The following is a 17,984-nucleotide window of genomic DNA, read 5'->3' on the forward strand; positions in this document are numbered from 1 at the left end:
GGCGCTTTTTGCTTTAGCTGCGGTTCGAACCTTCGACCAGGTCAAAGGAGAACAGGCGGCATTCCAGCGAGCCGTTGAAAACGGGCTGGCGGCGTGAAGCCTTCAGGCGCAGCGCCTGGGGCAGAGACATGTCATTGGAAATGACGTTCAGGCGCCATCCGGCGTAGCTGTGCTTGAGATGGGTGGCCCATTCCTGCCAGAGCGCGTCTTCGTGTTCATCCAGGCGTTCGCCATAAGGGGGATTGGTCACGATCCAGCCGCTGTCGGCTGGCGGCGCGAAATGACGCGCGTCACCGACTTCGAACCGGATGGCGTCCGGGCTCAGGCGCGCACGTTCTGCGTTGCTGCGAGCCGCAGCGATGACGGCGGGGTCAAGATCTACGCCGACCAGCGGTGCATCCAGCGAGGGCAGGATGGCAGCCTGGGCTTCCTGGCGCAATTGACCCAGCTGGTAGGCGTCGTAATCGCGCAGGCGTTCGAAACCGAAGGGGCGGTTCATGCCGGGTGGCACGCCCAGTGCGATCCATGCCGCTTCGATCAGGATGGTGCCACTGCCGCAGAACGGATCGAGCAGTGCTGCGGCGGGGTCCCAGTCGGATAGCGCAAGCAGGCCGGCAGCGAGGTTTTCGCGCAAGGGGGCGGCACCCTTGTCGTAGCGCCAGCCGCGCTTGAACAGCGATTCGCCTGATGTGTCCAGGTAAAGCGTCGCGGTGTCTTCGGACAGGAACAGGTGCACACGGGCGTCAGGACGGACGGTGTCGATATCCGGACGCGCGCCTTCGCGTGCGCGCAGGCGGTCGCAAATGCCGTCCTTCACGCGCAGGTTGCAGTATTGCAGGCTTTGCATGGGGCTGCGGATGGCCGAGGTATCGACGCGCAGCCGGTGTTCCGGGCCGAACCATTGTTCCCATTCCGTATCTACGGCCAGTGCCAGGATGTCGTCCTCGGTCTGCACCGGCGCCTGGGCCAGCTGGATGAGGATGCGGGTCGCCAGGCGTGAGTACAGATTGGCACGCATGACGCCGCGCCAATCTGATTCAAAGTGGCAGCCGGCACGGCCCTGGCGCACTTCGACGAAGTCCAGGGCCTGCAATTCTGCTTCCAGCGCGGCTTCCAGGCCTTGCGGGCAGGAAGCGAAAATCTTGAACACGGCAGACTCGCGGGCGCTGGCGCCAGCGCCAATGGTGCTGTTGCGCGGCTGGAAACCATGGTCGCGCTGTTCACGGCCCTGGAAACCGCCTTCCCGGCGGTCGCGGGGTTGGGATTCGCCTTCGCGGCGCGGGCGGGACTGGAAGTCAACGTCACGACGCGGGCGCTGGGAGAAATCACCCTCGCGGCGTTCACGCGGCACGAAGCTGCCCTCGCGACGTTCGCGCGGCTGGAATTCGCCTTCGCGGCGCGGGCGGGACTGGAAGTCACCGTCACGACGCGGGCGCTGGGAGAAATCACCCTCGCGGCGTCCACGCGGCACGAAGCTGCCCTCGCGACGTTCGCGCGGCTGGAATTCGCCTTCACGGCGCGGGCGGGACTGGAAGTCACCGTCACGACGCGGGCGCTGGGAGAAATCACCCTCGCGGCGTTCACGCGGCACGAAGCTGCCCTCGCGACGTTCGCGTGGCTGGAATTCGCCTTCGCGGCGCGGGCGGGACTGGAAGTCACCGTCACGACGCGGGCGTTGGGAGAACTCACCCTCGCGGCGTTCACGCGGCACGAATCCGCCTTCGCGACGTTCGCGCGGTTGGAATTCGCCTTCGCGGCGCGGGCGGGACTGGAAGTCACCGTCACGACGCGGGCGTTGGGAGAACTCACCCTCGCGGCGTTCGCGTGGCACGAATCCGCCTTCGCGACGTTCGCGCGGTTGGAATTCGCCTTCGCGGCGCGGGCGGGACTGGAAGTCACCGTCACGGCGCGGGCGTTGGGAGAACTCACCATCCCGGCGTTCACGCGGTGCGCGCTCTCCGGCAGGGCGCTTGTCGCCGTCGTCCTGGGCGCGCAACCTTTCCTTGTGCACGCGCGCCCGGCTGCCGGATCGCATGCTGGGGGTGTCTTTTTTCTGCGCGGAAGGCGCTGCAGGACGGGCCGAGATGGACAGGGTCTTGCGGGGAGGTGCGGAATCGTTGGATGACATGGATGTGGCGGCAGGCCGCGCAATAAGAAGAAAAAAATCCGGCAGGTACCGGGGAACGTCAGTGCCGATCATTCATCGGCGGGATAAGGAGATATCCTTTTTTCCCGTGCAGCAGGCAGGACCAGATATCCTCGCGCCCGGCGTCATGGCATCCGGGCAGGGCAGTTTCATATGCAGTGCGCAGGCAGGTCGCCGCCCGAGCGGCAATGGCTGCCTGCGTTGTCCCTGGCCAGGGCCGCCAGCCTTCAGCCGCGTACCTGGCCTTCGCCGGTCAATACCCACTTTTCGGTGGTCAGGCCTTCGAGGCCGACGGGACCACGCGCATGCAGGCGGTTGGTGGAAATGCCGATCTCCGCACCCAGCCCGTACTCGAAACCGTCGGCAAAGACAGTGGGCAAGTTGACGTAGACCGAACTGGAATCGACTTCGCGCTGGAAGCGTTGGGCTTCGCGCAGCGCTTCCGTCACGATGCTTTCGGTATGGCCGGAGCTCCAGGTGGCGATATGCTCCATGGCATCGTCGATGGAATCAACAACGCGGATGGCAAGGATGGGCGCCAGGTATTCCGTGGCCCAGTCTTCATTGCTGGCTGCATGCGCTTGCGGAACCAGCGCGCGGGTGCGCTCGCAGCCACGCAGTTCTACGCCATGATCCAGCAAGGCACGCGCCAGGCCGGGCAGGAACTGATTGGCCACCGCCTGGTGCACCAGCAGGGTTTCCATCGTGCCACAGACGCCATAGCGGTAGGTCTTGGCATTGAAGGCGACGCGATGCGCAACGGCCAGATCGGCGTGCTGGTCGACGTAGACGTGGCAATTGCCGTCCAGGTGCTTGATCATCGGCACCCGTGCCTCGGCCGACAGGCGAGCCACCAGGCTCTTGCCGCCGCGCGGCACGATGACATCGACATATTCCGTCATGGTGACCAGATGGCCGACGGCGGCGCGATCCGTGGTTTCCACGACCTGCACGGCCTCGGCCGGCAAACCGGCGGCTGACAGACCCTGGCGCACGACGGCACCCAATGCGATATTCGAATGCAGGGCTTCCTTGCCACCGCGCAGGATCGCGGCATTGCCGGATTTCAGGCACAGGGCGGCCGCGTCGATGGTGACGTTGGGGCGGGATTCGTAGATGATGCCGATCACGCCCAGGGGCACACGCATCTTGGCAATCCGCATGCCATTGGGGCGTTGCGTCGTGGGCGACAGGCTGCCGACCGGGTCAGGCATGGCGGCGATCTGTTCCAGGCCGGTGGCCATCAGGCCCAGGGTTTTTTCCGAGATACGCAACCGATCCACCAGTGCCGGCGGCAACTGGTTGTCTACAGCGGCCTGGAGATCCAGGGCATTGGCGGCCAGGATGGCCTTGCGCTGCTCGTGCAGGGCCTGGGCCATACCGCGCAGGGCGTCGTTCTTGGCCTGGCTGCTGGCCCGCATCATGTGGCGCGATGCGGCACGGGCGCGCTGGCCCAGCTCCTGCATGGCGGTGAAAAGCGTATCGGTGGTCATGGGGGCGGAGAAAAAAATAGGGCTATGCGCCATTCTATCCGGCTCTGGACGGCAGTGACAGACGCAAGGCCAGTCGCAGCATTTCTTCCCAGGGATCCTGCATGCGTCCTTCCACCCGTAGCCCCTTGATGAGCCGGTCTATGTCGTGGGCATGCTGCACGGCGGCGGGCCAGATACGTGGTGGAATCCGGCCCAGGGCCTGGCGCGCCAGGCGTTCATGTTCGCCGAAGACACGCATTTTCCGCATCAGGGCATTGAGGTCCTGGCCGGCGGCGCGCGCCTGGGCGAGACGGGCCAGCAGGCGAACCTCTTCGCCGACGGCCCACAATACCAGGGGCAGTGCTTCGCCTTCGGCACGCAGGCCGTCCAGGATGCGTGTCACCCGGGCCGGGTCGCCGACCAGCATCGCGTCGCGCAGCCCGAAAATGTTGTAGCGCGCGACGTTCAGCACGGCAGACTGCACTTGTTCGGCCGACAGTTCGCCTTCGGGAAACAGCAGGCCGAGCTTGAGGATTTCCTGGTGGGCAGCAAGCAGGTTGCCTTCCACCTTCTCTGCCAGCCATTGGCGCGTATCCTTGTCTACGCTCTGGTTCTGCGCCGCCAGCCGCTCGCCTATCCAGGCGGGCAGGCGTGGCAGGTCGATATTGGGAATTTCGATCAGCGTACCGCTGCTGGCCAGCGCCTGCAGCCATTTGCTGTCGCGCAGGGTTTTGTCCAGCCGAGGCAGCGCAAGGATGATCAGGGCATCGGGCAGGGCCTGGCCGCCAGCCTGTTCGGCCATGCGTTGCAGGGCCTCGGCGCCCGGCTTGCCTGGCTTGCCGGTGGGCAGCTTGAGTTCCAGCAGCTGGCGGTCGCCAAACAGGGAAATGCTGCGGGTGGATGCTTCGATCTGCGACCAGTCGCTGCGCGCGTCGACGACCATGGAACTGCGGTCGGTGTAGCCTGCGGCACGGGCGGCCTGGCGTAGCAGATCGACGGTTTCCATGACCAGCAGGGTTTCGTCGCCTGCCACGATATAAATGGGCGACAGGCTGTCAGGCTGGCGGGCCAGTTGCTGGCGCAGGTGGGAAACATCCATGGGTAGGGTGTTGCCTCAGGGTTGCAGCGCGGGCGCCATGCGTCCGCCGCCTTCGGCCGGGGCCGGCGGCAGTTCGGCGTTTTCCTTCTGGTAGGCCTCGAAGGCCTCGGCAACATCCGGGGCCGTCAGGCGCCGCAGCAGGCGCTCGACCAGGCTTTGCTCCATGCTGTTGAAGAGGGTGTCCATTTCGCTTTGCTTGGCCTGGACCAGTTGTTCTTCATAGGGCATGTCGCGGCTGGCGGTGAGCGTGGTGTCCGGCAGCAGGATGTCGCCGCTGGCTGTCGTGAGCCGGAAGACATAGCTCAGGATGAGTTCGTACTCTTCCACGCGGCCCTGCGGCGTCAGGCTGACTTCGCGCTGGGTACGGGAATGGCTGACCTGGATCAGGCTGGCGGCGGCCTGGTCGGCGCTGTCCACCAGGCGGGTGCCGGGCGACGCCGCCTGCAGCGCGCGTCGCAGGCTGGACCCGAAGCGGGTGTTTTCCGGGATGCTGATGTACAGGCTGTCGAAGGGCAGCGGCGACACGCCGCGCAGCGTGAAGCCGCATGCGCCCAATGTGAGCATGAGTGCCAGGGTGGCCAGTATGCGCAGGGAACGGGACATGCTGCTTCTCCTCGGGCTATCAGCCGACGACGTTGACCAGTTTGCCCGGCACGACGATCACGCGCTTGGGCTGGCGGCCTTCCAGGTAGCGGACGACGGCTTCGTGGCTGGTAGCGGTTTGCTCGATGGATTCCTTGCTGGCGCCATTGGGCACGCTCAGGCTGCCGCGCAGCTTGCCGTTGACCTGCAGCATGAGTTCGATCTCGTCTGCGACCAGGGCCTGTTCGTCGACCAGGGGCCAGGGCGCGTCGAGCAGGTCGCCCAGCTTGGCGGCATAGCCCAGTTCGTTCCAGAGGTTCCAGGTAACGTGAGGGACCACCGGGTAGAGCACGCGCACCAGGATACCCAGCACTTCCGCCTGGGCGGCATGCGCTGCCGGGGTATCGGGCAACTCGGCGCTGTCGATGACGTTCAGCATCTTCATGCAGGCCGACACCACGGTGTTGTACTGGATGCGGCTGTAATCGTAGTCTGCCTGCTTGAGCAGGGCGTAGATTTCGCGGCGCAGTTCCTTGACGGGCTTGTCCGCGCCTTGCCAGTCCGGGGCAGCGACGGCCAGACCCTGGGCCACGGAGGCTTGCAGGCGATGGGCCACGGACCACAGGCGGCGCAGGAATCGGTTGGCGCCTTCAACGCCGGCTTCCGACCATTCGAGCGTCTGCTCGGGCGGGCTGGCGAACATCACGAACAGGCGGGCAGTGTCGGCGCCCTGGCTGTCGATCAGCGATTGCGGGTCGACGCCGTTGTTCTTGGACTTGGACATGGTGCCCACGCCGCCATAGTCGATGTGGCTGTCATCCGCCTTCAAGCGAGCGCCGGTGATGGAACCCTTGGCGTCGTAGACGTTTTCGACTTCTTCCGGCCAGAAGTATTCGATGCCGCCGCGTTCATTGCGGCGCGAATAGATGTGGTTCAGCACCATGCCCTGGCACAGCAGGCGGGTGAAGGGTTCGTCGAATTTGACGAGATCCATGTCGCGCATCACGCGGGTCCAGAAGCGCGCATACAGCAGGTGCAGCACAGCGTGCTCGATGCCGCCGATGTATTGATCCATCGGCATCCAGTAGTCATTGCGGGCATCCACCATCGCCTGATCGTTGCCGGGCGAGGTATAGCGCATGAAATACCAGGACGAATCCACGAAGGTGTCCATGGTGTCTGTTTCGCGGCGCGACGCCTTGCCGCATTTGGGGCAGCTGCACTTCAGGAAGGCTTCGTCGCTGGCCAGCGGGTTGCCGCTGCCGTCCGGGATCAGGTGTTCGGGCAGCACCACCGGCAGGTCCTGTTCGGGAACCGGCACCGGGCCGCAATCCGGGCAGTGGATGATGGGGATGGGGGTGCCCCAGTAACGCTGGCGCGAAATGCCCCAGTCGCGCAGGCGGTAGGTGATGCGCTTTTCGCCCAGGCCGAGGGCGGCGAGATCATTGGCGATGGCATCCACGGCAGCGGCAGAACTCAGGTTGTCGTACTTGCCGGAATTGACGGTCAGACCGCTTTGCTTGTCGCCATACCAGTCCTGCCAGGCCTGGTCGGAGAATTCCTTGCCTTCGAGCGCGATGACCTGGCGGATGGGCAACTGGTATTTCAGCGCAAAGGCAAAGTCGCGTTCGTCGTGCGCGGGCACGCCCATGACGGCGCCATCGCCATAGCTCATCAGCACGTAGTTGCCGACCCAGACCGGCACCTGCGCGCCAGTCAGCGGGTGGATGACGCTCAGGCCGGTGGGCAGGCCTTCTTTTTCGCGAGTGGCGATTTCGGCTTCGGTCGTGCCGCCCAGGCGGGTTTTTTCGATGAAGGCGGCCAGTTCCGGGTTGTTGCGGGCCGCATGTTGGGCCAGCGGATGCTCCGGCGCCACGGCGCAGAAGGTCACGCCCATGATGGTGTCGGCACGCGTGGTGAAGACATACATGCGGCCGTCCTGGATCAGTTGGCCGGCATCATCGCGGATGTCATGCGTGAAGGCGAAGCGCACGCCCTGGCTCTTGCCGATCCAGTTGTCCTGCATGATGCGCACGCGCTCGGGCCAGCCAGGCAGGCCGCTTTCCAGCGTTTCGTGCAGTTCTTCGGCGTAGTCGGTGATGCGCAGGTAATAGCCGGGGATTTCACGCTTTTCCACCGGGGCGCCGGAGCGCCAGCCGCGGCCATCGACCACTTGTTCGTTGGCCAGCACGGTCTGGTCCACCGGGTCCCAGTTGACGATCTGGGTCTTGCGGTAGGCGATGCCTTTTTCCAGCATCTTCAGGAACAGCCACTGGTTCCATTTGTAGTAGGACGGATCGCAGGCGCACATTTCGCGCGACCAGTCGATCGCCAGGCCCATCGCCTTCATCTGCTTCTTCATGTAGGCGATGTTGTCGTAGGTCCACTTTGCAGGCGGCACCTTGGACTTGATGGCGGCATTCTCGGCCGGCATGCCGAACGCATCCCAGCCCATCGGCATGAGCACGTTGTAGCCGCGCATGCGCAGCTGGCGCGTCATCATGTCATTGATGGTGTAGTTGCGCACGTGCCCCATGTGCAGCTTGCCGCTGGGGTACGGCAGCATGCTGCAAGCGTAGAATTTCGGCTTTTCCGTGCCGTCGGCGTTCGTGGCGTGTTCGGTGACACGATAGGCGTCGCGGCTCTGCCAGTTTTGCTGGGCCTGGGATTCGACGGCGAGGGGCTGGTAGCGATCCTGCATGATATTCACGTCATTCAGAAAATAATGAGCGCGGCCATCGGGCCGCGCGAGAAGGTATCCATTATAGGGGGATGCGCCGCCAGGCGGCTAACCCTGGCGGCAGCGCTGGTCGAATGCCTTGGCGCTGGCCGGCGATGCCTGCACCACCAGGACCAGGGACAGCAGCACCAAGCCTGCCATCAGGCTCCAGGCAGCCTCGAGACTGCCCAGGCTGTCGCGCAGCTGGCCGGCGGCAAAAGGCAGGACGCCCGCCACGAGATAGCCGATGCCCTGCACGAAGGCGGCGAGGACGCCGGCGTGGCGCGGCTGGCTGGCGTGATCCATGGCCAGGATGAGCGTCAGGGGGAAAAGCGCACCTATGCCCAGGCCCAGCATGGCGATGATGAGCCAGGGGGCGGCCAGCGGCATCCAGGCCAGCATGAGGTAGCCTGCCGTTGCCAGGACGGTGCAGCCGGCCAGCAGGTAGCGGCGGTCCGGGCTGCGCGGGGCCAGCCAGGCCACCAGGAAACCGGCGACGACTTCGAACAGCGTGAGTACGGCCAGCAGGATGCCTGCCCGCTGGGGCGAAGCACCCAGTTCGATGTAGTACGGCGCCAGCCAGGCCAGTGCGAGCGTATAGCAACTGCCCGAGGCGCAGAACAGGCCGGCCAGCAGCCAGGCGCGCCGATAGCGCCAGGGGCGGAAGACCGTGCCGGCGGGGGCCGGCGTTCCGGCAGCGGCTGGCGTGCGGGCCGGGTCACGGAAATTGCGGGTGGCGGACAGCCAGAGCACCAATGCCAGCAGCGCGGGCAGCGCCCACATTGCCAGCGCTGGCTGCCAGTCCATGCTGTGCAACAGGACAGGGGTGCCGGCGGCGGACATGGCGGCGCCGCCCATGATCATGCTCACATAGAGCGCCATCAGCGTGTCTATGCGGGTCGGGAAGTGCAGCTTGATGAAACCGGGGACCAGCGTTTGCGCGATGCCAATGCCGATGCCGGCCAGCAGGGCGCTGCCCAGCAGCCAGGCAGGGTTGGCCGCCATCAGGCGCAGTAGGCAGGCAATGAATACCAGCAGCACGCCGATGGCGATGCCGCGCCGCATGCCCAGCCGGTAGACGGTAGCGCCCGCCAGCGCCAGGATACCCATGGCCATGATGGGCAGCCCGGTTACCCAACCCATGGCCTGGTAGCTCAGGCCGGTCGCGCTGCGTATGGTTTCTATCAGCGGGCTGATGACGGCCAGCGCAGGCCGGAGATTGAGGCCGACGAGCAAAATGGCGGCGATGCAGAACAGTTGGCCAGGACGGAGTTTCATGAAGGGATGCCTGATTGTCTGGGGGAAGGGAAATATCTGAACAGGACGCCGGCCGGGCCGGCATGGCTTGCGTTGACTATGTCCGGTCGTAGGGCAGCAGGAGCTTGCGCAGCAGCGCTGCCAGCATGAGGCTTTCGGCCGTGTCCAGAGGATGCAGCACGCGCTTCATCTCTGCCATATAGGTGTCCAGCGACGCGAGCAAGGTGGCCTGCCCGCTGGCAGTCAGGCTGACGAAGATGCTGCGCCGGTCGTCGGGGTTGGGGGCGCGTACGATCAGTCCGCGTTTTTCCAGGGTGTCCAGGCGGTAGGTCATGGCGCCGGAAGTCAGCAGCAATTGTTGCGTGAGCTGCTGCGGGTGCAGGGAATAGGGCGGGCCGCTGCGGTACAGCGCCGCCAGCACGTCGAAATCGCCCATTTGCAGCGCATGCTCGCGGAAGCGGCGCTGCATGTCCCGGTCCAGCAGGGCCGCCAGGCGCCAGATGCGGCTGGTGACATGCATGGGCGAGGTGTCGGCGTCTGGCGCATGTTGTTGCCATTGGCCCAGGATGCCGTCGACGAAGTCCGTGCCGGTCGCCTCAGCGGGGGTGTCGGGGGCAAGGGAAAGGTCAGGCTGCATTATCTTTAAGTTAAATATCTTTAATTAAAGATATTTTATGGGGCAGATCGCAGCGAGTCAAAGAAGCTGTATCGCATTGCAACGCATGGTGCAGGCTACGGGTGGCGGCGTCGCGCTCGATCCTGCCGAGGCCAGGAGGGACGTGGCAGGCTGGCGCAGGTGCTTCCCGGCCCGCGCTGACGCCGGGAAGAGAGGCCGAGCCCGTACTGGCCGCGGGCTCAGCGCTGCATATAGGCCAGCCGGGCTGCCAGCAGAAGGAAGGCGGCCGCGAAAGTGCGGCGCATCCACAACAGTACCGGCGGACGTTCCAGCACATGGCGGCGCATGGCTGCCGCGAATACGCCATAGAACGCGAATACTGCGAAGGTCATGGCCATGAAGACCAGGCTGAGGGCCAGCATGTGCAGCGTGGCGTCAGGGTCGCCAGGCGCGACGAATTGCGGCAGGAAGGCCAGGAAGAAGATGGACAGCTTCGGGTTCAGCAGGTTGAGCAGAATGCCGGACAGCACCGTGGCGCCATGTGAACGTGGTGCCTGGCCGGGTGCTACCCTGAGCGCGCCCTGGCGCCTGAGGGTATGCCAGGCCATCCATAGCAGGTAGGCCACGCCCAGGTATTTCACGATCTCGAAGGCCAGGGCGCTGGCGTGCAGCAGTGCCGCCAGGCCGGTCATGGCGGCGGCTATGTGCGGCACGATCCCAAGCGTGCAGCCCAGCGCGGCGGCCAGGCTGGCGCGCCCACCCTGCGCCAGGCCGGCAGCTACGGTATAGACGGCACCCGTGCCAGGCGAGGCCACGACAATGAAAGAGGTCAGCAGGAATTCCGGGGTCATGCCGTTTCCACCTGCTGGAGGCGCGCCTGGGGCCATGTTTCGGCCAGCGCGAGTTGCAGGACTTCCGCCAGCCGCGCCAGGTCTGCCGTTGCCCGGGCGTGCAGCGCCTCGGCCACGATCAGGGCGCTGCGGGTCGTGGCGCACACGGCGGACGCCGCGCTCTGCCGGTTGCACCAGCGCCGGGCGTGGGCCAGCCCGGCGTCATCGGCAAAGATGACCTCGCCGGCATCCGGCTGCTCCTGGGTGCCGTCGAAGGTATGGTAGCTTTCCTGCCCGGTGGCAGGGCGCACCTGCAGCGAACCTTGGATGCAGGACAGGTCGAAGACGGCAATGGGAATGGCGTGGGCCAACGATACCGCGTTGCAAAGATCGACCAGCGGATGGATGGCAGGCAGCAGGCGTTCACGGCGAAAGCGGCGCAGCAGGGCTTCGGCGGCGCAACGGTATTGCGAGGGCTTCAGACCCATGCGCGAAAATGCCTGCCGCCATGCGGTAATTTCGGCGAAGCTGCCTTCCTGCCCGGTTTCCAGGCGGCGGGCCGCCTGGGTCCAAAGCAAGGCAATATGCCCCTCAGGCCGGGCCTGGGGGGTAATGCCGTCCAGCATGATGGCGTGAGTGGCCAGGTCGGGAAAATCCGAACGTATTTCGGGGGCGTAGCTGAATCGCACGACTGTTCTCCGGCTGAGGGACCAAGCATCAGTTTGCGGTTCGCGGGGGCTGGCGTCTTGAAGAAAATTGCAGCCATTCGTTGGCCGGGAGCCGCAAGGGTGCAAGAAAGGCTGTCGGCCCTTTGCCTGATGGCCGCTTCAGCCTGCTGCAGTCACGGCCCCGGCTGCTGAGCGCGACTGCCGGGCATAGCTGCCGGGTGAAAATCCGAAGTTGCGGACAAAGCAGCGTGTCATGTGGCTTTGGTCTGCAAAGCCGCAGGCCAATGCAGCATTGGCCAGGGACATGCCCTTGGCAATGAACTGCCGCGCCCTCAGTATGCGTCGCTGCACCAGATAGGCATGAGGCGTGAGCCCGGTCAGGCCGGCGAAGGCACGTACCAGCTGGAAGCGGCTCAAGCCGGCTTCGCGGGCCAGGTCCGCCAGCGAAAGCGGCGCCTGCGGCGCATCGTCTATCATGGCTTTCGCACGGTTGGCCCGGCCGACCAGGGTGTGGGCAGCCACGGGGGCGGGCAGGGGGCGATCCAGCAGGTGCGTCAGCAGCAGGGGCAAGGTTTCGTCTACTGCCAGCGGGTCGCCGCCAATGCTTGCCTCGACCGCCGCCTGGTAGAGCGCCAGGAACCGCCTGCGCGCTTGCGTGTGGCGCAGGACGGGATAGGCGAGCTCTTGCACGGGATTGCCTGTGCTGTCCACCATGTCTGCCAGGGCGGCGGCCATCCGTTCCTGGCTGAAGTAAAGCATGTGCCAACAGCGCGGGCCGTCACCGACAGGCATGCCATCATGCACTTCTCCGGGATTGACCGAAATGAGGTCACCCGCCATGGCTTCCACCTGTCCCCGGCCGCTGGCCGAGCGTTGCGCCCCGCCAAGGATCAGGCCGATGCCGAAATCATCGTGGATATGCCGGCCGAAGTGGCGGCTGGACTGGGCCTCAACCATTTCCATGCCCAACCCGGCCACCCGGCGTACGTTGAAAGCGTGGTCTGTCATGCTGGCTTCCACCTGGAACCGCTTATGGGCGCAGCGCCCATTGCGCTGCATGCAGTGCGTGCAGGCGCGTGGTATCGAATAGCGGCACGTCCACATGCTGAGCCTGCACCAGCAGCGAGATCTCGGTGCAGCCCAGGATGATGGCCTGCGCGCCGTTGCCGACCAGCCGCTGAATGATTTCCAGGTAGGCCGCGAGGGATTCATCACGGATGATGCCCTGGCAGAGCTCTTCGTAGATGATGCGGTGTACGGTGCCGCGGTCGGCATCGTCCGGGGTCAGCACTTGCAGCCGGTAGCGGTTTTCCAGCCTGGCGCGATAGAAGTCCTGTTCCATGGTGAAGCGCGTGCCCAGCAGGCCGACGCTGGTAAAACCCGCCGCCTGTATGGCTTGCGCAGTTGGATCGGCAATGTGCAGCAAGGGAATGTCCGTTGCCTGTTCGATCCGGTCGGCGACTTTATGCATGGTGTTGGTACACAGCACCAGCCCGTCGGCGCCTGCGGTTTGCAGCCGCCGGGCGGCATCGGCCAGCAGCGCGCCTGCCTCGTCCCACCGGCCCGCATGTTGCAGGCGTTCGATATCGTGGAAATCTACGCTGTAGAGCAGGATGCGCGCCGAGTGCAGGCCGCCCAGCTGCGCCTTGATGGTTTCGTTGATCTGGCGATAGTACGGAATGGTGGATTCCCAACTCATGCCGCCGAGCAGGCCCAGGGTTTTCATTGCAATCCTTGCGTAGGAAAAGTGCCTGTGACCACTGGAAAGCATGGCGCGGCAGGCGTGTTTGGGGCGATTCCGGTGTCCAGGCAGGCCTGGCGCCGGCAGACCAGTTTATATCCGTGCCAAAGCCGCGAGGCGGCGTGCGGCCGCCTGTTGCCAGGCACTATGGGGTTCAGGGCGTGGCCTCATCAGGTTCGGGGGCGGGGGCAGTGTCGTCCAGCTCCAGTTCCAGCGCGGCGCGCTGGACCAGGTGCGCGGGCAGGTTGCCCTGTACCGCCACCCCCAGACGCTGGAAGTCGTTGGCTTGCTGGATCAGATTGCCGCGTCCGGTGACCAGCCGGTTCATGGCGGTATTGTGTGCGTCGCGGGCGCGCTCCAGGGCCTTGCCGACTTCTTCCATGCTGCTCAGGAAACCGGCCAGCTTGCGGTACACGCTGGCGGCCCGTTCGGCCAGTTCCATGGTGTGCTTGTTCTGGGCCTCGAAGCGCCATAGCTGGCGCACGATGTTCAGGCTGGACAGCAGCGTGGTGGGAGTAGTCACCAGCACATTGCTTTCGATGGCGCGCTGGAACAGTTCGCTGTCGGCCCGCATGGCTTCAGCAAATGCGGATTCGATGGGAATGAACATGAAGACCATTTCCGGGGTATTGAGCCCCGGCAGCTGGAAGTACGATCGGTCCGAGAGTTCCTTGATGCGGCTGCCTATGGCCGCCACGTGCTCCTTCAGTGCCTGGGCGCGTTCGGCGGGGTCTTCTGCATTGACATAGCGGGTGTAGGCGTTGAGCGAGGCCTTGGCGTCGACGATCAGGTGCTTGCCCTGCGGCAGATAGATGATTGCATCCGGGCGGCGCCGGCCATCCTCGGTCTGGAAGCTGACTTCGCGGCGGTAGTCGCGGCCATCCTGCAGGCCGGAGCGATCCAGCACGTTTTCCAGCACCAGTTCCCCCCAATTGCCCTGTTTCTTGGCTTGCCCCTTGAGCGCAACGGCCAGCCCGTGGGCTTCTTCCGACATTTGCCGGTTCAGCTCCTTGAGCTGGGCCAGTTCGGCTTTCAGGCTGGCATGGCGGGCGATGTCCTGGCCGTGGATTTCTTCGATCTTGCCGCGGAATTCCTGCAGGCGTTCGCGCAGCGGCTGCAGAATCTGGTTCATGCTGTCCCGGTTGGATTGGGTGAAGCGCTGGCTTTTGTCTTCCAGTATGTCGTTGGCCAGGCTGCGGAACTGATCCGTCAGGGATTGGCGGGCATCCTGCAGCAGTGCCAGTTTTTCGGCGTGGCGTTCGCGTTCGGATTCAAGCTGGGCCTGCATGCTGACCAGGCGTTCGCGCAGCGCGGCCGCCAGCGCGTGACTCTGTTGCAGTTCAAGCTGCAGGTGGCTGATTTCTGCGCCCAGGCGGCCCTGCTGGTTCAGGCGTTCCTGCAGCGTGGCGTGTTCGCTGCGCAGCGCTTCCATGGCAGCACGCCAGTATTCCGTCTGTTCGGTCTGGTCTTCCAGGCGCTGGTGCAGGTTGATGATCTCTGCTTCGCGGGATTCCAGGCGGGCCTGCAGGGCAAGCACTTCCGTCTGCAAGCCTTGGCTGGCGCGTTCGACGGCGGTGCGTTGGCGGATGCGCAGCAGCAGCGCGGCAGCGGCAAATCCGGCCAGCGCGGCGAGCACAAGCCAAAGGGCGGGGAAATCATTCAGGGAGGATGGCATGGCGCAGGTGGCGGAAACGAAACAACGGAAACGAAACAACGGAAGCAAACTCTAGCAAGCTGTCATTGTCCCATGGCGCCCCGGGACAGGCTACGATGTCGCCCATTGTTCCGGCTGCAACACGGCCGCTGGCTGCCGGGGCAATGCCTGGTAATCAACACTGGAGTGTGGCGCCCTCGCGGATGCGCCGGGAGAGGAAGACGATGGGATGGCGTAGCAGCGAGCGGGGTTCCGAGGAAGCCATGGAACCGGTGCGGGACGAAGACGCATGGGCACAGGCCGACCTGCCGGAAACCGATTTGAACGACGGCACGGCAGACCGCTTCCTGCTGGATGCGAAAGGCACGACGCTGGTGGTATTCCACAGCAAGACCTGCGCCAATTGCGCGGTGGCGCGGCGCCAGTTGCCCGGCATGCGCCTGCCGGTGGCCAGGCTGGCCTGGGTCGATGCCGGTGACAATGGCGGCCTGGTGGAACGCTACGAGGTGTTTCACCTGCCGGCGCTGTTCGTGGTGCGTGATGGCGTTTTTTATGGCGCGATCCAGGCGCACCTGAGCGCCGTGGATATCGGCCGTCAGATCAGGCTGGCCCTGGACAGCTATCCGGCGGAATTGCCCTGACCGCCCAGGCGCTGTTGCCGTCCTGAGCACACCGCAGGCCAGGGCGTTGGTTGCGGCCCCTGCAGGCGCCGCAACCAGGCTGTCGTCTGCTAGGCGTCAGCCCTGCGCCTTCACTTTCAGTCGGTAGGCGTGCAGCAGGGGCTCGGTGTAGCCGTTGGGCTGGGCCCGGCCCTGGAACACCAGGGCGCGAGCCGCCTGGAAGGCCAGCGATTCATCAAAGCGGCCCGCCATGTTCTGGTAGGCCGGGTCGCCGGCGTTCTGCTGGTCGACGACGGCAGCCATGCGGCGCAGCGTGGCTTCGACCTGTTCCGCGCTGACAATGCCGTGGTGCAGCCAGTTGGCGATATGCTGGCTGGAAATTCGCAGGGTTGCGCGGTCTTCCATGAGGCCGACGTTATTGATGTCGGGCACCTTGGAGCACCCTACGCCCTGGTCCACCCAGCGCACCACGTATCCCAGGATGCCCTGGGCGTTATTGTCCAGTTCGCGCTGTATGTCTTCCGCACTCCAATCGGGTTGGGCGACAACTGGAATTTGCAGCAGGTCGTCCAGCAGGGCATCGCGCACCTGCAGATAGGCGGTCTTGGCCAGTTCGCGCTGCACTTCCTGCACGTTCACCTGGTGGTAGTGGATGGCGTGCAGCACGGCGGCCGTGGGCGAGGGAACCCAGGCGGTATTGGCGCCGGCCTTGGGGTGGGCGATTTTCTGTTCCAGCATGGCCGCCATCAGGTCGGGCATGGCCCACATGCCCTTGCCGATCTGCGCCCGGCCACCCAGGCCGGCATGCAGGCCTGCCAGCACGTTGTTGCGTTCATAGGCCTGGATCCATGCAGAGTGCTTCATGTCGCCCTTGCGCAGCACCGGGCCGGCATTCATGATGCTGTGGATTTCGTCGCCGGTGCGGTCCAGGAAGCCGGTGTTGATGAAGGCCACGCGTGCCGGCGCTGCCGCAATGCTGGCCAGCAGGTTGACGCTGGTGCGGCGCTCTTCGTCCATGATGCCCAGCTTCACGGTATTGCGGGGCAGCCCGAACAGGCTTTCGACACGGCTGAACAGATCATCTGCGTAGCGCACTTCGGCTGGGCCGTGCATCTTCGGCTTGACGATATAGATGGAGCGGCGCCGCGAGTTGCGGCCGCTATTCAGGTCGGGCAAGGCGGCCAGCGTCGTGACCACGGCGTCGAGAATGCCTTCGAAGATTTCAGCGCCCTGGGCGTCGAGTACGGCCGGGTTGCGCATGAGATGGCCGACGTTGCGTATGAACAGCAGGGAGCGGCCGTGCAAGGTGAGCTTGCCGCCCTCGGGGGTGGTGTATTCGCGGTCGGCGTTCAACCTGCGTGTGAAGGTCTGGCCATCCTTGCTGACAGCTTCGGTCAGTGTGCCCAGAATCAGACCCAGCCAGTTGCGGTAGATCTCGGTCTTGTCCGCCGCGTCGACGGCGGCGACGGAATCCTCGCAGTCGATGATGGTGCTGAGCGCAGCTTCGAGCACGATGTCCTTGATATGGGCCGGATCGCTGCGGCCAATGGCGTGCTGGGAGTCGAACTGGATTTCCAGGTGCAGGCCGTGATGCTGCAGCAGGATGGCCTGGGGGGCGTCGGCCTGGCCCTGGTAGCCGCGCAGCTGTCCGGCATCGCGCAGTGCAGTGACGGTATTGCCTAGGCTGACCTGCAATTGGCCGTTGACGATACGGTAGCCGGTGGCGTCAGCATGGGAACCCTGCTGCAGGGGGGCTGCCTCATCGAGCAGCGCCCGGCCGCGCGCGATGACTTGGGCACCGCGCACCGGGTCGTAGCCCTTGGGCTGGCTGCCGGCTTCGCGGGGAATGGCGTCCGTGCCATAAAGGGCGTCGTACAGGCTGCCCCAGCGCGCATTGGCGGCATTCAGGGCATAGCGTGCATTGCTGGCAGGCACGACCAGCTGGGGGCCGGCCTGGTGGGCGATTTCCTCGTCCACGTCGTCCGAGCCGGCGGATACGGCTTCCGGCAGGGCCTGCAGGTAGCCGATCTCCTGCAGAAACGCGCGGTAGGCTGCGGCGTCGCTGATGGGGCCCGGATGGCGGGCATGCCATTCGTCCAGTTGTTGCTGCAGGCGGTCGCGTTCTTCCAGCAGTTGTTGGTTGCGCGGCGTGAGATCGTTGACGATAGCAGCGAATCCGGCCCAGAACGCATCGCCCGGGATGCCTGCGGCCGGCAGGGCTTCATTATTCAGGAATTCGTCGAGCTCACGGGCGACGCGCAGACCGTGACGTGTAATGCGATCAGACATTGTGTTGACTCCACCTTGATTGAAACTTTTATCGCCGCTGGCAATGCTGCATTGCAGCGAACGTCTTTCAGGCTTTTTACCTGAAAAGCGTTCCTGCGTATATGGTAATTGCCATTTTCATGTATGAAATCAATGCCTTGCATGGGCTTTATTTCAGATGGTGAATTGCCGTTGCATGGCGTGGCATGGCAGTGCTGTTTTGCATGCGTTGGCGCCTGGCTTGGCGGCATCGTCATGTGTCTTGGCAAGCCGGACGAGTACCGAAGTGGGGCGGTCTTGTCATTGGATTGC

The 17,984-nt window shown here is 64.8% G+C and carries 14 protein-coding genes; 1 reads left to right on the forward strand and 13 read right to left on the reverse strand.

Annotated features, from left to right (window positions below):
• Window positions 1-13: 13 nt before the first annotated feature.
• The 12 genes from EV679_RS18000 to EV679_RS05255 form a co-directional block, all read right to left on the reverse strand.
• A complete protein-coding gene (locus EV679_RS18000; RefSeq protein WP_415358552.1) occupies window positions 14-1,471 on the reverse strand; it encodes a THUMP domain-containing class I SAM-dependent RNA methyltransferase in 1,458 nt (485 codons plus the stop codon).
• Between the two features lie 902 nt (window positions 1,472-2,373).
• Entirely contained in the window at window positions 2,374-3,639 is a 1,266-nt protein-coding gene (locus tag EV679_RS05205; protein WP_130486775.1) for a glutamate-5-semialdehyde dehydrogenase, read from the reverse strand.
• Between the two features lie 34 nt (window positions 3,640-3,673).
• Window positions 3,674-4,717, reverse strand: a complete 1,044-nt coding sequence (gene holA / locus EV679_RS05210) for a DNA polymerase III subunit delta (RefSeq protein WP_068366598.1) — start codon at window positions 4,715-4,717, stop codon at window positions 3,674-3,676.
• 15 nt (window positions 4,718-4,732) lie between these two features.
• Window positions 4,733-5,320, reverse strand: a complete 588-nt coding sequence (locus EV679_RS05215; RefSeq protein ID WP_068366594.1) for an LPS-assembly lipoprotein LptE — start codon at window positions 5,318-5,320, stop codon at window positions 4,733-4,735.
• Window positions 5,321-5,339: 19 nt separating this feature from the next.
• Window positions 5,340-8,000 carry a leucine--tRNA ligase gene (leuS, locus tag EV679_RS05220; RefSeq protein WP_130486776.1) on the reverse strand — a complete coding sequence of 887 codons (2,661 nt, stop codon included), beginning with the start codon at window positions 7,998-8,000 and terminating at the stop codon, window positions 5,340-5,342.
• Between the two features lie 87 nt (window positions 8,001-8,087).
• A complete protein-coding gene (locus EV679_RS05225) occupies window positions 8,088-9,296 on the reverse strand; it encodes an MFS transporter (RefSeq protein ID WP_083969337.1) in 1,209 nt (402 codons plus the stop codon).
• A 76-nt stretch (window positions 9,297-9,372) separates the two neighbouring features.
• Window positions 9,373-9,912 (reverse strand): MarR family winged helix-turn-helix transcriptional regulator, encoded by a 540-nt coding sequence (locus tag EV679_RS05230; protein WP_127774992.1) that lies wholly within the window; start codon window positions 9,910-9,912, stop codon window positions 9,373-9,375.
• Between the two features lie 218 nt (window positions 9,913-10,130).
• On the reverse strand, window positions 10,131-10,742 hold the full coding sequence (locus tag EV679_RS05235) for a LysE family translocator (protein WP_068366585.1): 612 nt from the start codon (window positions 10,740-10,742) through the stop codon (window positions 10,131-10,133).
• Entirely contained in the window at window positions 10,739-11,410 is a 672-nt protein-coding gene (locus tag EV679_RS05240) for a B3/B4 domain-containing protein (RefSeq protein ID WP_130486617.1), read from the reverse strand. The genes EV679_RS05235 and EV679_RS05240 overlap by 4 nt, the downstream gene beginning before the upstream one ends.
• Window positions 11,411-11,548: 138 nt before the next feature.
• Complete coding sequence (locus EV679_RS05245; RefSeq protein ID WP_130486618.1) at window positions 11,549-12,397, reverse strand: helix-turn-helix domain-containing protein; 849 nt, start codon at window positions 12,395-12,397, stop codon at window positions 11,549-11,551.
• Between the two features lie 22 nt (window positions 12,398-12,419).
• Window positions 12,420-13,115, reverse strand: coding sequence for an aspartate/glutamate racemase family protein (locus tag EV679_RS05250; protein ID WP_130486619.1), 696 nt, complete (start codon window positions 13,113-13,115; stop codon window positions 12,420-12,422).
• A gap of 169 nt (window positions 13,116-13,284) precedes the next feature.
• On the reverse strand, window positions 13,285-14,805 hold the full coding sequence (locus EV679_RS05255) for a DNA recombination protein RmuC (RefSeq protein ID WP_130486620.1): 1,521 nt from the start codon (window positions 14,803-14,805) through the stop codon (window positions 13,285-13,287).
• 284 nt (window positions 14,806-15,089) lie between these two features.
• Between EV679_RS05255 and EV679_RS05260 the strand changes: the two genes are divergently transcribed.
• Window positions 15,090-15,425 (forward strand): thioredoxin family protein, encoded by a 336-nt coding sequence (locus EV679_RS05260; RefSeq protein ID WP_068367689.1) that lies wholly within the window; start codon window positions 15,090-15,092, stop codon window positions 15,423-15,425.
• Between the two features lie 96 nt (window positions 15,426-15,521).
• Here EV679_RS05260 and EV679_RS05265 read toward each other — a convergent pair whose 3' ends face one another.
• A complete protein-coding gene (locus EV679_RS05265; protein ID WP_127774989.1) occupies window positions 15,522-17,693 on the reverse strand; it encodes a malate synthase G in 2,172 nt (723 codons plus the stop codon).
• Window positions 17,694-17,984: the final 291 nt, after the last annotated feature.

It is taken from the genome of Kerstersia gyiorum (assembly GCF_004216755.1).
Classification (GTDB): Bacteria; Pseudomonadota; Gammaproteobacteria; order Burkholderiales; family Burkholderiaceae_B; genus Kerstersia; species Kerstersia gyiorum.

Coding starts and splice junctions, on each gene's coding strand:
- EV679_RS05215 (WP_068366594.1), bottom strand. CDS start 5,320: ATGTCCCGTTCCCTGCGCATACTGGCCACCCTGGCACTCATGCTCACA.
- EV679_RS05245 (WP_130486618.1), bottom strand. CDS start 12,397: ATGACAGACCACGCTTTCAACGTACGCCGGGTGGCCGGGTTGGGCATG.
- EV679_RS05265 (WP_127774989.1), bottom strand. CDS start 17,693: ATGTCTGATCGCATTACACGTCACGGTCTGCGCGTCGCCCGTGAGCTC.
- EV679_RS05230 (WP_127774992.1), bottom strand. CDS start 9,912: ATGCAGCCTGACCTTTCCCTTGCCCCCGACACCCCCGCTGAGGCGACC.
- leuS (WP_130486776.1), bottom strand. CDS start 8,000: ATGCAGGATCGCTACCAGCCCCTCGCCGTCGAATCCCAGGCCCAGCAA.
- holA (WP_068366598.1), bottom strand. CDS start 4,717: ATGGATGTTTCCCACCTGCGCCAGCAACTGGCCCGCCAGCCTGACAGC.
- EV679_RS05250 (WP_130486619.1), bottom strand. CDS start 13,115: ATGAAAACCCTGGGCCTGCTCGGCGGCATGAGTTGGGAATCCACCATT.
- EV679_RS05225 (WP_083969337.1), bottom strand. CDS start 9,296: ATGAAACTCCGTCCTGGCCAACTGTTCTGCATCGCCGCCATTTTGCTC.
- EV679_RS05255 (WP_130486620.1), bottom strand. CDS start 14,805: ATGCCATCCTCCCTGAATGATTTCCCCGCCCTTTGGCTTGTGCTCGCC.
- EV679_RS05235 (WP_068366585.1), bottom strand. CDS start 10,742: ATGACCCCGGAATTCCTGCTGACCTCTTTCATTGTCGTGGCCTCGCCT.
- EV679_RS05205 (WP_130486775.1), bottom strand. CDS start 3,639: ATGACCACCGATACGCTTTTCACCGCCATGCAGGAGCTGGGCCAGCGC.